The sequence below is a fragment of the Rhizobium sp. NZLR10 genome, from assembly GCF_019685125.1.
In the GTDB taxonomy this organism is placed as follows: domain Bacteria; phylum Pseudomonadota; class Alphaproteobacteria; order Rhizobiales; family Rhizobiaceae; genus Rhizobium.
The window spans coordinates 71610-84710 of sequence record NZ_JABDWE010000015.1; the positions used below are offsets into that span (position 1 = coordinate 71610).

Sequence of the window (13101 nt, forward strand, 5' to 3'; positions counted from 1 at the left end):
CCGGGATAGCGCGTTAGGCAGATTTACGCCCGGATTGAAGGGTGGTGGAGAGAAGCGTTTGCATCGCAACGCTATTCTCCAGAACCTGTCGCCGTCGGCTCTGCAAGATCGCGGCCTGCAGACGATTGGATTCACGAGCGATGCTTTCCGCTGTCCATTGGCGTAGCGCCTGTTCGATGATCGGCTTGCGGCGGAAATGCAGGTGACGACCCATGGTCTGCATGATCTGGGGCGCCTGCAGGCGCTTTTCTTCCATTTCGGCGCGCATTGTATCGAGAAGCTGAAACTGTTTCAGGCATGCCTGGAGCACGAGAAAGATCGCGGTTTTCGAGTTGCTGATCTTCTGCATGGCGTGCATAAAACCGTTGAGATCGCCACTCAGGATAGCGTCGACCGCATCGTCAACGGAGATCGCACTGGCATCACCGATTATTTCGGTAACGTGATGTTCCTCGACCGTATCGAACCCGCGACAATAAAGGGCAAGCTTGCGCACCTCGTTGCGTGACGCGATGCGGTCACCGCCGATCAATGCGATCAGCGCCTGGCGCGCAGCCGGGGTGATGCCGAGCTTCTCCGCGCCGAGTTCAACGTCGATCAGGGCATTCAGGGCACGGCTGTCATCGGCGTAAGACGGGATCGTCATGATCGATCGCGCGGCCTCGGCCGTCTTGCGCAGCAAGGAGCCCTTCTTCAAGTCACCAGCCTCGACAATCAGATGGGCGGCTTCAAGTGGCTTTTCAGCCAGCAACGCTAAGGGATCGACAAGATATTTTTCATTGGCGGCGCCGCGGATCCAGATCAGCTTCTCACCGCCGAACAGCCCGATAGACTGAGCTTCGTCGAGCAACCGTCCCGGATCCTTCTGCAGGTCGCCGATATCGAGCTTGGTCAGCGAGAAGGGATCATCGAGGGCGACACCGGTCTTGCCGGCAAGCAGAGCAGCACGCTCAGAGACGAGGCCGCGGTCGGGGCCATAGATGACGAATATCCGATAGTTCCGCACCGATTTCTGCAGGAAGGTCTCGAATTCGTGGGATTTTAACTCTGCCACATCACCGCCCTCAGCGGCTGAGCGCAGCGGCGATATCGGCTCCCACGAATTCCGCCACCTGATCCGCCGCGCGGTTCTGGGCATCACGGATTGCCCGCTGCTTGGCAAACTCCTGGTCAGGGAAATCCACCAGCGCCGTGGTTGCACGGCTGCCAGCCTTGATGACGTGATTATCGGTCGCTGCGCGCAGCGTATAGGTGACGCTGACGGTCACACGACCGGCTCGCGAGGTATCGGCCGAATCCCGAAGCAGAGTATCGGCGACAGACGAAGTTGTATGCATCTCGACCTGAAATTCCGGCTTTTCAGGTTCGCCGGCCCCACGCGAGGCTATAAAAATCAAGCGATTGCGGACTTGCTGCTCGACCCGGCTGCCTGCCGGGGAAAAGCCGACCGAGGAAAGCTTTTCGGTGAGACCGGAATTTTCCGAGTAGAGCGGCCGAACCTGGCAGGCAGAGAGAAAAGCCGTGGAGGCAAGGATCATGGCGATGCCGGCATTGCGGACCAGCTTGTAAGCGATATCAGACGACAATGTTTACAATCCTTTGGGGAACCACGATGATCTTCTTCGGTGCCTGTCCGTTGAGCGCGTTTTTCACCGCATCCAGCTCCAGCACGGCGTCGGTGACGGCATTCTGATCTGCGTCGCGAGAAATTGTCAATTCAGCGCGTTTCTTGCCGTTGATCTGTACGGGCAGGACGACATCATTTTCGATGACGAGCGTCTCGTCGTATCGCGGCCAGTCGGTTCGGGCAAGCAGCCCTTCATTGCCGAGTGCCGTCCAGCATTCCTCAGCCAGATGCGGCGTCATCGGCGCGACCAGCTGGATCAGGATCTCGGCGGCATCACGCACTGCTGCGCGATAGGTGACATCACCCTCGCCCGTCGCAACCTTGGTCATCGGCGCGGCCAGCGCGTTCACCAGTTCATAAATTCGGGCGACCGCCTTGTTGAACCAGAGCTTGTCATAATCGTTTTCGACAGCCTTCAGCGTCTTGTGAGCGGCCTGCGAAATCGACAGCGCTTCCCCCTCGGTTGCCGGCGCAGGCGCAACGGTCGAGAGTGCCTCCGCGGCTTCAGAAATCAACCGCCACAGACGTTGGGTGAAACGGTGGGCGCCTTCGACGCCGGCCTCGGACCAGATCACATCACGCTCCGGCGGGGAGTCGGACAGAACGAAGAAACGGGCGGTATCGGCGCCATAGGAGGCGATGATATCGTCGGGGTCGACGACGTTCTTCTTCGATTTCGACATCTTCTCGATCGAGCCGATCGCGACTTCTTCGTTGCTCGTCAGCAGGAAAGCCCGGCGTTTACCGTCAAGCTCGTCGACGCGGATATCGGCCGGTGCCACCCACTCGCGGCCGGCGCCGGCGTCACGGCTATAGGTTTCGTGGACCACCATGCCCTGGGTGAAGAGACCCTTGAAGGGTTCGGTGGCGGCAACATGGCCGGTCTCGCGCATGGCGCGGGTGAAGAAGCGGGAATAGAGCAGGTGCAGAATCGCGTGCTCGATGCCGCCGATATACTGGTCGACCGGCAGCCAGCGGTTAGCCGCCTCAGGATCGGTCGGTTTTCCCTCCCAAGGCGCGGTAAAACGGGTGAAATACCAGCTCGAATCGACGAACGTATCCATCGTATCCGTCTCGCGGCGGGCGTCCTTGCCGCAGGTCGGGCAGGAGACGTGCCGCCAGGTTGGATGACGGTCGAGAGGATTGCCCGGCTGGTCGAAGGTGACGTCGTCGGGCAGCTTGACCGGCAGGTCCTTCTTCGGTACCGGTACGACGCCGCAATCATCGCAGTGGATGACCGGGATCGGGCAGCCCCAATAACGCTGCCGGGAAATGCCCCAGTCGCGCAGACGGAAATTGACCTTGCGCTCGCCCTGCGGCGTATTGCCCAGCGAAGCGGCCGACAGCCGGTCGGCAACAATATTGAAGGCTTCCTCAGTCGTCTTGCCGTCGAGGAAGCGCGAATTGATCATCACACCCTCGCCGTCATAGGCGGTGTCGCCGACGGAAAAGCTTGCCGCATCGCCATCCCTCGGCATGACGACAGGCACGACCGGCAGGCCATATTTCCGAGCAAAATCAAGGTCGCGCTGGTCGCCCGCGGGGCAGCCGAAGATCGCGCCCGTGCCATAATCCATCAGGACGAAATTGGCGATGTAGATTGGCACCTCCCAGGAGGGATCAAGCGGATGCCGGACGCGGATACCGGTATCCATGCCCTTCTTCTCGGCGGTCTCGAGGGCGGCGAGCGACGTGCCGGCGCGGCGGCACTCCTCGCAGAAGGCTTCGATCTCCGCGTTCTTAGCGGCGGCATCCTTTGCCAATGGATGATCGGCGGCAATTGCCAGGAAGGAGGCGCCGAAGAGCGTGTCCGGCCGGGTCGTATAGACGGTGACTTCGCTTTCGCCGGTAGGTGCCGTTTCCGGCACGATCTCCCAGCGGATCGCCAAGCCTTCCGAGCGGCCAATCCAGTTCTTCTGCATCAGGCGCACTTTTTCCGGCCATTGGTCGAGCGTATCCAGCGCGTCCAGCAGGTCCTGGCTGAAATCGGTGATCTTGAAGAACCATTGCGTCAATTCGCGCTGTTCGACCAGTGCGCCGGAGCGCCAGCCGCGGCCATCGATCACCTGCTCGTTGGCGAGCACGGTATTGTCGACGGGGTCCCAGTTGACCTTCGACTGCTTGCGGTAGACCAGGCCCTTCTCCAGGAAATCCAGGAAGAGATGCTGCTGATGCTGGTAATATTCGACATCGCAGGTGGCGAATTCGCGGCTCCAATCCAGCGACAGCCCCATGGCCTTCAGCTGCGCCTTCATCGAGCCGATATTCTGGTAGGTCCAGGAGGCCGGATGCACGCCGCGCTCCATGGCGGCATTTTCCGCCGGCATGCCGAAGGCGTCCCAGCCCATCGGATGCAATACGTTGTAGCCGCGGGCGCGTTTATAGCGGGCAACGACGTCGCCCATGGCGTAATTGCGGACATGGCCCATATGGATGCGCCCCGACGGATAGGGGAACATTTCGAGGACGTAATATTTTTCGCGCGGATCGGAATTGTCGGTCTCGAAGACCTTGTCTTCATTCCATTTCTGCTGCCAGCGGGGCTCGGCGTCGCGCGGATTATAACGTTCGGTGGCCATGGTATTCGAAATTCCGGAAAATCAGGGGAGGTTGGTCGAGACCTTCACCATGAAACCACCGTAGCGTCAAGTTTTGCAGGCGCTGCAAGCGGCCGATCTTCATCCCGGCTGGGGGATTTCGCGGGAGCGGGTCTTGGCAAGCACAGATTGGCCGGTTAGTTCATTGCCAATCCTTTCATGCTGGTATGTCGAGGCAGAACGATGGAACTTCAAGAGCGCTTGAACGACGTGCGGTCGCGGATTGCGACTGGGGAACGCCAGGCGGGTCGTCCGGCTGGTTCCGTCCAGCTCGTCGCGGTGTCGAAGACCTTCGAGGCGGAGGCGATCGGCCCGGCCATCGAAGCCGGACAGCGTGTCTTCGGCGAGAACCGGGTGCAGGAAAGCCAGGGCAAATGGCCGGCGCTGAAGGCCGAGCGGCCGGATATCGTGCTGCACCTGATCGGACCTCTGCAGTCGAACAAGGCGGCGGATGCGGTGGCGCTCTTCGATGTCATCGAGACGGTGGACCGGGCAAAGATCGCCCGCGCGCTTGCCGAGGAAATGAAGCGGCAGGGCAAGACGACGCGGCTCTACGTCCAGGTCAATACCGGGCTCGAACCGCAGAAGGTCGGTATCGCTCCTGACGACACGCCAGCTTTCGTCACCCTCTGCCGCGAAGAGCTCGGTCTTTCCATCGAGGGTTTGATGTGCATTCCGCCGGTCGAGGAAAATCCCGGGCCGCATTTCGCCTTGCTGGCAAAGCTCGCGCTCAAATGCGGGGTCGAAAAACTGTCCATGGGCATGTCGGGCGACTATGAGACGGCGATCGCCTTCGGCGCCACCAGCGTGCGCGTCGGATCGGCGATTTTCGGCGTGCGCTAAAGCAGGCCGGCCCGCCCTAAACTCATCCTGTTCCGATACGCTGCTTTGGTCGGGCTTCCCGTCCCGCCCTCCCCCGCTTAGATTGAGGCTTGCATGTCCTGGGGAGGAGCAGATGCAGAACGGCTATGATCAGGCCTATGCGGCTTGGAAACGCGATCCCGAAGCCTTCTGGCGCGAAGCAGCCGACGATATCGACTGGTTCAAACCGCCTGAACAGGTATTTTCATCCGACGAAGGCGTCTATGGCCGTTGGTTCTCAGGGGCCGAAACCAATACCTGCCACAATTGCCTAGACCGGCATGTGGCGGCCGGGCGCGGCGGCGAGACGGCGGTGATCTTCGACAGTGCGATGACCGGCGAGAAGCGCCGTTTCAGCTACGACGAAGTCCTTGACGAGGTGAAAGCCATCGCCGCGACACTGATCGACCTCGGCATCGGTAAAGGCGATCGTGTCATCCTCTATATGCCGATGGTCCCACAGGCCGTGTTTTCGATGCTTGCATGCGCCCGCATCGGTGCCGTTCACTCGGTCGTCTTCGGTGGCTTTGCCGCCAGCGAGCTTGCGGCCCGTATCGATGATTGCGGTGCGAAGCTGGTGATCACCGCGAGTTGTGGGCTCGAGCCTGGCCGCATCGTTGCCTACAAGCCTCTGGTCGACCAGGCGATCGCGATCGCGCATTCGAAGCCGGAGCGCTGTCTGGTGCTGCAGCGGCCGGAGCTTCGGGCAGATCTCGCCGGAGGTCGCGACCAGGATTTCGAGGCGGCGGTGGCGCGGCATCGCGGCGCCGAGATCGACTGTGTTCCGGTCACGGCGACCGACCCGCTCTACATCCTCTATACCTCGGGTACCACCGGGCAGCCGAAGGGCGTCGTGCGCGACAATGGCGGCCATCTGGTCGCGCTCAATTGGTCGATGCGAAATATCTACGGCTTGAAGCCGGGCGAGGTCTTCTGGACGGCTTCGGATATCGGCTGGGTCGTCGGACATTCCTATATTGTCTATGCCCCGCTGATATCGGGCGTAACCACGGTGATCTACGAGGGAAAACCGGTCGGCACGCCGGATGCCGGGGCATTCTGGCGCATCGTTTCGGAGCACAAGGTGCGTGTTCTCTTCACCGCGCCAACGGCATTCCGCGCCATCCGGCGGGAAGACGGTGACGGTGAACTGATGCGCCGATATGCGATGCCGGATTTACGGGCGCTGTTTCTTGCCGGCGAGAGGGCGGACCCGGAGACGCTGAAATGGGCGGAGCGCATGCTCGCCATACCCGTCATCGATCACTGGTGGCAGACGGAGACCGGCTGGCCGATCGCAGCCAATCCGCTCGGCCTCGGCGCCCTTCCCGTCAAGCACGGTTCGCCAGCGCTGCCGATGCCCGGCTATGACATTGCGGTGCTCGACGATGCCGGCCATTCGATCGAGGCGCGGACGCTCGGCAATATCGTCGTGAAGCTGCCCTTGCCGCCCGGCTGCCTGCCGACCCTCTGGAATGCCGACGAGCGTTTCCGATCGGCCTATCTCGACGAGTTTCCGGGTTACTACAAGACGGCCGACGCCGGTTATATCGACGAGGATGGCTATCTCTTCATCATGTCGCGCACCGACGACATCATCAATTGCGCCGGTCATCGGCTCTCGACCGGGGCGATGGAGGAAGTCTGCGCCCGCCATCCCGATGTCGCCGAATGCGCGGTGATCGGTGTGATCGATACGTTGAAGGGTCAGGTGCCGTGCGGTTTCCTGGTGCTGAAACGGAATGTTTCCCGCGACACGACGGCAATCGAATCAGAGGTCGTGGGGATGATTCGCGATTCGATCGGACCTGTCGCCGCCTTCAAGATGGCCATCATCGTCAACCGTTTGCCGAAGACCCGCTCCGGCAAAATCCTGCGCGGCACGATGCAGAAGATCGCTGATGGCATACCCTGGAAAATGCCTGCAACCATCGATGATCCAATGGTTTTAGAGGAAATTTCCGAGGCGCTGCGCCAGCGCGGTCTAGGTTCCCTGCCGATGTGAATCGTTGCAGACGCAGCAGCAGCTTGCCATCCAGTCACTCTCGATCGCCAACAGCTCGGCGCAGAACATCTTCACCCTGTTCCGCAGCTAATTCGAAACAGGCAATCCGCAACAAAAAACCCCCGCCGGTCAGCTCATACCGGCGGGGTTTTTCATGAGATCGTCGATGCCTCAGTACTGATCGTCGTCTTCGTCCTTCGGCGCCGAGCGCAGCGAACTCAGCTTGCGGAAGACGGCATCGGCGTCGATTTCCTTTTCCTTTTCCTCCTCGCGCTCGTAGCTCGGGGTCAGGCGCTCGGTTTCCTGAGCCGATTGCAGCGTCGCGCCGAGCTCGGCGGCGGTCGGCAACGGACGGCCCTTGGAAGCCTTTTCCACTTCCATGTCGAGATCGATCTGGCTGCAGAGGCCGAGCGTTACCGGATCCATCGGCGCCAGATTGGCGGAGTTCCAGTGGGTGCGCTCGCGGATCTGCTCGATGGTCGATTTCGTGGTGCCGACGAGGCGGGAAATCTGCGCGTCCTTAAGCTCCGGATGGTTGCGAACGAGCCAGAGAATAGCGTTCGGGCGGTCCTGACGCTTGGACACCGGCGTATAACGCGGGCCGCGGCGCTTGGATTCCGGCACCCGCACCTTCGGTTCGGAAAGCTTCAGCTTGTGGTTCGGATTGGCTTCGGCGCGGGCGATCTCGTCGCGGGACAGCTGTCCGGTCGAGATCGGGTCGAGGCCCTTGATACCCTGCGCCGCTTCGCCATCGGCGATTGCCTTGACTTCGAGCGGATGCAGTTTGCAGAACTGCGCGATCTGATCGAAAGACAGTGCCGTATTGTCGACGAGCCAGATGGCTGTCGCCTTCGGCATGAGCAGTGTTTGAGCCATGGATATAGTCCTTCTATCGTCCGCGCCGGTCGCGGTCCGTGGATTGTCACCACAATGTCCGGGAAATATGCCGCTATATAACCGCACTGTCGCAGAATTGCAATTCTTCCGAAATCAAATGACCTTTGTCTAATTGCCGTGGCGATCCGAGCTGCTATGAATTGCCGTGATTTGAATCCGGGCCCTAAAACTCACCTGGCCCGTCGCATGTCCCATGAGGAGGAGTTGCATGTCGGAGAAGATCTATCCGGTCACGAAGCCGGTGAAGGCGCGCGCCCTGATCGATAAGGAAAAGTACCTGAAATGGTACGAGGAAAGCGTCGAGAACCCCGACAAATTCTGGGGCAAACACGGCAAACGGATCGACTGGTTCAAGCCCTATACCAAGGTCAAGAACACGTCCTTTACCGGCAAGGTCTCGATCAAGTGGTTCGAGGACGGTCAGACCAACGTCTCCTACAATTGCATCGACCGCCATTTGAAGACCAATGGCGATCAGGTGGCGATCATCTGGGAAGGCGACAATCCTTATATCGACAAGAAGGTCACCTATAACGAACTCTACGAGCACGTCTGCCGGATGGCGAACGTGTTGAAGAAGCACGGTGTCAAGAAGGGCGATCGCGTCACAATCTACATGCCGATGATCCCGGAATCGGCCTATGCGATGCTTGCCTGCGCCCGCATCGGCGCGGTGCATTCGGTGGTCTTCGGCGGCTTCTCGCCCGAGGCGCTGGCCGGACGCATCGTCGACTGCGAATCCACCTTCGTCATTACCTGCGACGAAGGTCTGCGCGGCGGCAAGCCGGTGCCGCTGAAGGACAATACCGATACGGCGATCCATATCGCGGCCCGCCAGCATGTGCATGTCAGCAAGGTGTTGGTGGTGCGCCGCACCGGCGGCAAGACCGGCTGGGCGCCCGGCCGCGATCTCTGGCATCATCAGGAGATCGCGACGGTGAAGGCGGAATGCCCGCCGGTGAAGATGAAGGCGGAAGATCCGCTGTTCATTCTCTATACCTCAGGCTCGACCGGCAAGCCGAAGGGCGTGCTGCACACGACGGGCGGTTACCTCGTCTATGCGGCGATGACGCATGAATACGTCTTCGATTACCATGACGGCGATGTCTACTGGTGCACGGCCGATGTCGGCTGGGTCACTGGCCACTCCTATATCGTCTATGGGCCGCTCGCCAATTGCGCGACGACGCTGATGTTCGAGGGCGTGCCGAATTTTCCGGACCAAGGCCGTTTCTGGGAAGTCATCGACAAGCACAAGGTCAATATCTTCTATACGGCGCCGACGGCGATCCGTTCGTTGATGGGCGCCGGCGACGAGTTCGTCACCCGTTCCTCGCGAGCGTCGCTGCGCCTGCTTGGCACCGTCGGCGAGCCGATCAACCCGGAAGCCTGGGAATGGTATTACAATGTCGTCGGCGACAAGCGCTGCCCGGTCATCGATACCTGGTGGCAGACGGAAACCGGCGGCCACATGATCACGCCGCTGCCTGGCGCCACCGATCTGAAACCCGGCTCGGCGACGGTGCCGTTCTTCGGCGTCAAACCGCAGCTGGTCGACAATGAGGGCAAGGTGCTGGAAGGCGCTGCCGACGGCAATCTCTGCATCACCGATAGCTGGCCCGGCCAGATGCGCACGGTCTATGGCGATCATGATCGCTTCATCCAGACCTATTTCTCCGCCTACAAGGGCAAGTATTTCACCGGTGACGGCTGCCGGCGCGATGCCGATGGCTATTACTGGATCACCGGTCGTGTCGACGATGTGCTCAACGTCTCCGGCCACCGGCTCGGCACCGCCGAGGTGGAATCGGCACTTGTCTCGCACAATCTGGTTTCGGAAGCCGCGGTCGTCGGTTATCCGCATGCGATCAAGGGCCAGGGGATCTATTGCTATGTGACGCTGATGGCCGGCCATGAGGGTACGGATGCGCTGCGCCAGGATCTGGTGAAACACGTGCGCGCCGAAATCGGCCCGATCGCGCAGCCGGACAAGATCCAGTTCGCGCCCGGCCTGCCGAAGACCCGCTCCGGCAAGATCATGCGCCGTATCCTGCGCAAGATCGCCGAAGACGATTTCGGTGCTCTCGGCGATACCTCGACGCTCGCCGATCCAGCCGTCGTCGACGATCTGATCGCCAACCGGCAAAACAAGGCGACCGCCTGAGATATCGAGCCGTTCAGGCCCAGGTTGCTGGGACGGCTCACCTTACTTCCACAATTGGATGTGTGGCTGGCCAGCCGCTCAAGAGAAAGTCGCCGACAAGATTACGTTAGCCGGGTTCTTGACAAATGAACCAGCATTCCGCCGAGCGCATGCGCATCCAGGTTCCGACCGGGGCGAGAAAATTTTACTTAGAAATCGATTGCCCGGCCATTGATCTCATAATCGCCGAAGCGGGCCGGCTCGGCTCCGCCGCGACCGCCGGTCTCCGGCGGCAGCTCCGGTGGCTTCTGGTTCTTTCGCCGCTCCTCGGCTTCGGCAAGCGCACGTTCGGCAGCCGGGGACAGCATCCTGCGCGGCGGCTCCGATCCCTCGGCCGTCGGCGTTTCGCTATTGTCGTTATCGGCGTCCTGCATGGCATCTCCTGCCGGAAAATATTGAAAATGGCTGGCGAATAACCAAATCATAATGCGCCGGCGGCGGGATTGAAAGCTTGTGACGGCGAAATCGGAGATGGAGATCCGCAATGAACCTCGTTCGCACTGCCATGTTGCTTGCCTTCATGACGGCGCTTTTCATGTTTGTCGGCTTCCTAATCGGCGGTCGGGCCGGCATGATGATCGCATTCGTCATCGCCGCCGGGATGAATTTCTTCTCCTATTGGAATTCCGACCGCATGGTGCTTTCGGCCTATCGCGCCCAGGAAGTCGATGAACGCAACGCGCCGGAATTCTTTGCGATCGTGCGGGATCTCGCCCGCAATGCGGGCCTGCCGATGCCGAAGGTCTATCTCTACGACAGCCCGCAGCCGAATGCCTTCGCCACCGGCCGCAATCCCGACAACGCAGCCGTCGCCGCTTCGACGGGCCTGCTCAGCGCTTTGTCTCCGGAAGAGGTCGCGGCCGTGATGGCGCATGAGCTGGCCCACATCCAGAACCGCGACACGCTGACGATGACGATCACGGCAACGCTTGCCGGGGCGATCTCGATGCTTGGCAATTTTGCCTTCTTCTTCGGCGGCAACCGTGAAAACAACAACAATCCCCTTGGTTTCGTCGGAGTTCTCCTTGCTATGATCGTGGCGCCGCTTGCCGCGATGCTGGTGCAGATGGCGATCAGCCGGACGCGTGAATATTCGGCCGACCGCCGTGGCGCCGAAATCTGCGGCAATCCGCTCTGGCTGGCTTCGGCGCTCGGCAAGATTGCCCGCGGCGCTGCCCATGTGCCGAACGCGGATGCCGAGCGCAACCCGGCGACGGCGCATATGTTCATCATCAATCCGCTCTCCGGCGAGCGGATGGACAATCTGTTTTCCACCCACCCAAACACGGAAAACCGCATCGCTGCGCTGCAGGACATGGCGCAGGGCGGCATGAACGTCTCGACGCCGCCGGTTCGGGCTGCTAATCCGTCGCGCAAATCGCGCTCTGTTCCGGATACGGGTCTTGGTCGCGGTGGTTCGCAACCGCCAAAAGGTCCATGGTCTTGAATTCAGACGGCACGAAGAAACCATTCCGCAAGCATAAGCCCTCCACCGAGCGATCTGCGCCGGCCAAACCCGGAATGCAGGCGCGGGCTGCGGCGGCAAAAATTCTTGCTGCCGTCGTCGATCGCAAACTACCGCTCGACGGCGCTCTCGACCATGAACATGGCAATCCGGCCTACCGGGCGCTCGGCGAAAACGACCGGGCGCTTGTCCGTGCCATCCTGAACACGACGCTGCGCCATCTGCCGCGCATCGATGCCGCGATTGCAGCGCTGCTGGAATCGCCACTGCCGGAAGGGGCGCGGGCGCTGCACCATGTGCTTGCAATCGGGGCGGCGCAGATTCTCTATCTCGACGTGCCGGATCATTCGGCCGTCGATCTTGCCGTCGAGCAGGCCAATCAGGATCCGCGTAATCGGCGTTTTGCCAAGCTGGTCAATGCCATTCTCCGCCGGCTCGGCCGCGAGAAGGAGCAGGTGCTCGACAAGATCGGCCAGGTCGCGCCGATGCCGGCCTGGTTCATCGCCAGGCTGGAAAAAGCCTATGGCCGGGACGCGGCGCTGGCGATTTCGGAATCTCAGCTTCAGCCGGCAGCGATCGACCTGACCGTCAAGTCCGACCCCGAAGGCTGGGCAAAGCGGCTGCACGGCGCTGTCCTGCCGACCGGCAGCGTGCGGCTTGCCGCCTTCGATGGCGGCATTCCTTCGCTCCAAGGCTTCGACGAGGGCGCGTGGTGGGTGCAGGATGCGGCTGCAAGCATCCCGGCTCAGCTTTTCGGCGATCTCTCGGACAAACGGACCGCCGATCTCTGTGCCGCGCCGGGGGGCAAGACGGCGCAGCTCATTCTTGCCGGCGGCGCAGTCACCGCACTCGACCAGTCGGAAAGCCGGCTGAGACGGCTGCGGTCGAACCTCGACAGACTCGGTTTGAAGGCGGAGACGATTGCAGCAGATCTGACGACGTTCGAGCCGGCGGAGCGTTTCGATGCGATCCTGCTCGATGCCCCCTGCTCGTCCACCGGCACGACACGCCGGCACCCCGACGTGCTTTGGACCAAGGGAGCTGAGGATATCGCCAGGCTGGCGGCGCTGCAGGAACGGCTGCTGCGTCATGCGCTGACCCTGCTGAAGCCGGGCGGCACGCTGATTTTTTCGAATTGTTCGCTCGATCCTGTCGAGGGTGAGGACGTCGTTGCCCGTGTTCTTGCCGACACCGGTGCGGTCCAGCGTGTTCCGATCGATCCCGGTCGCTGGCCGGGCCTTGAAGCGGCGATCACGCCGCTCGGTGAATTCCGCACGCTTCCGACCATGCTGAAAATGCCCGATGGCATCGCCTCCGGCCTTGACGGCTTCTATGCCGCCGTGCTGCGGCGCGTGGCCTGATTGCGGGCTTGGGTGCCCGGTGTCAGGCAGGTCCCGTCCAAAAACCGCAGCGATCCCAGCTAAGCATGAATTTGCGTATATTCTA

The 13101-nt window shown here is 61.2% G+C and carries 10 protein-coding genes and 1 pseudogene; 6 read left to right on the forward strand and 5 right to left on the reverse strand.

Annotated features, from left to right (window positions below):
- Positions 1–13: 13 nt before the first annotated feature.
- Genes holA through leuS form a run of 3 tightly spaced genes read right to left on the reverse strand, consistent with a single transcriptional unit; the run spans position 14 to position 4206 of the window.
- A complete protein-coding gene (gene holA, locus HJB82_RS21725; protein WP_221141377.1) occupies positions 14–1054 on the reverse strand; it encodes a DNA polymerase III subunit delta in 1041 nt (346 codons plus the stop codon).
- 10 nt (positions 1055–1064) lie between these two features.
- Complete coding sequence (lptE, locus tag HJB82_RS21730; RefSeq protein WP_207582307.1) at positions 1065–1586, reverse strand: LPS assembly lipoprotein LptE; 522 nt, start codon at positions 1584–1586, stop codon at positions 1065–1067.
- Positions 1576–4206, reverse strand: a complete 2631-nt coding sequence (gene leuS / locus HJB82_RS21735) for a leucine--tRNA ligase (RefSeq protein WP_221141379.1) — start codon at positions 4204–4206, stop codon at positions 1576–1578. The genes lptE and leuS overlap by 11 nt, the downstream gene beginning before the upstream one ends.
- Before the next feature lie 201 nt (positions 4207–4407).
- Here leuS and HJB82_RS21740 point away from each other — a divergent pair, with 201 nt between their 5' ends.
- The 3 genes and pseudogenes from HJB82_RS21740 to HJB82_RS21750 all read left to right on the forward strand — a co-directional run.
- Positions 4408–5067 (forward strand): YggS family pyridoxal phosphate-dependent enzyme, encoded by a 660-nt coding sequence (locus tag HJB82_RS21740; RefSeq protein ID WP_221141381.1) that lies wholly within the window; start codon positions 4408–4410, stop codon positions 5065–5067.
- 112 nt (positions 5068–5179) lie between these two features.
- A complete protein-coding gene (locus HJB82_RS21745) occupies positions 5180–7090 on the forward strand; it encodes a propionyl-CoA synthetase (protein WP_221141382.1) in 1911 nt (636 codons plus the stop codon).
- Positions 7083–7181: pseudogene (locus tag HJB82_RS21750) on the forward strand (flagellin); the annotation flags it as partial. The gene HJB82_RS21745 and the pseudogene HJB82_RS21750, both read left to right, overlap by 8 nt.
- A gap of 80 nt (positions 7182–7261) precedes the next feature.
- On the opposite strand, the gene HJB82_RS21755 reads toward HJB82_RS21750, so the two are convergent.
- Positions 7262–7966, reverse strand: coding sequence for a DUF1013 domain-containing protein (locus HJB82_RS21755; RefSeq protein ID WP_007632151.1), 705 nt, complete (start codon positions 7964–7966; stop codon positions 7262–7264).
- Positions 7967–8195: 229 nt separating this feature from the next.
- On the opposite strand from HJB82_RS21755, the gene acs reads away from it, so the two are divergent.
- Positions 8196–10151: an acetate--CoA ligase gene (gene acs / locus HJB82_RS21760; RefSeq protein WP_221141384.1), complete on the forward strand. Its 1956-nt coding sequence runs from the start codon at positions 8196–8198 to the stop codon at positions 10149–10151.
- 188 nt (positions 10152–10339) lie between these two features.
- Here the strand turns inward: acs and HJB82_RS21765 are convergent, their stop codons facing one another.
- Complete coding sequence (locus tag HJB82_RS21765; RefSeq protein WP_207582303.1) at positions 10340–10564, reverse strand: DUF1674 domain-containing protein; 225 nt, start codon at positions 10562–10564, stop codon at positions 10340–10342.
- A gap of 110 nt (positions 10565–10674) precedes the next feature.
- Between HJB82_RS21765 and htpX the strand changes: the two genes are divergently transcribed.
- A complete protein-coding gene (gene htpX, locus HJB82_RS21770) occupies positions 10675–11637 on the forward strand; it encodes a zinc metalloprotease HtpX (RefSeq protein WP_221141387.1) in 963 nt (320 codons plus the stop codon).
- On the forward strand, positions 11628–13016 hold the full coding sequence (locus HJB82_RS21775; RefSeq protein WP_221141389.1) for an RsmB/NOP family class I SAM-dependent RNA methyltransferase: 1389 nt from the start codon (positions 11628–11630) through the stop codon (positions 13014–13016). Before htpX ends, HJB82_RS21775 begins: the two co-directional genes overlap by 10 nt.
- Positions 13017–13101: the final 85 nt, after the last annotated feature.

Coding starts and splice junctions, on each gene's coding strand:
- leuS (WP_221141379.1), bottom strand. CDS start 4,206: ATGGCCACCGAACGTTATAATCCGCGCGACGCCGAGCCCCGCTGGCAG.
- HJB82_RS21740 (WP_221141381.1), top strand. CDS start 4,408: ATGGAACTTCAAGAGCGCTTGAACGACGTGCGGTCGCGGATTGCGACT.
- HJB82_RS21745 (WP_221141382.1), top strand. CDS start 5,180: ATGCAGAACGGCTATGATCAGGCCTATGCGGCTTGGAAACGCGATCCC.
- HJB82_RS21755 (WP_007632151.1), bottom strand. CDS start 7,966: ATGGCTCAAACACTGCTCATGCCGAAGGCGACAGCCATCTGGCTCGTC.
- acs (WP_221141384.1), top strand. CDS start 8,196: ATGTCGGAGAAGATCTATCCGGTCACGAAGCCGGTGAAGGCGCGCGCC.
- HJB82_RS21765 (WP_207582303.1), bottom strand. CDS start 10,564: ATGCAGGACGCCGATAACGACAATAGCGAAACGCCGACGGCCGAGGGA.
- htpX (WP_221141387.1), top strand. CDS start 10,675: ATGAACCTCGTTCGCACTGCCATGTTGCTTGCCTTCATGACGGCGCTT.
- HJB82_RS21775 (WP_221141389.1), top strand. CDS start 11,628: ATGGTCTTGAATTCAGACGGCACGAAGAAACCATTCCGCAAGCATAAG.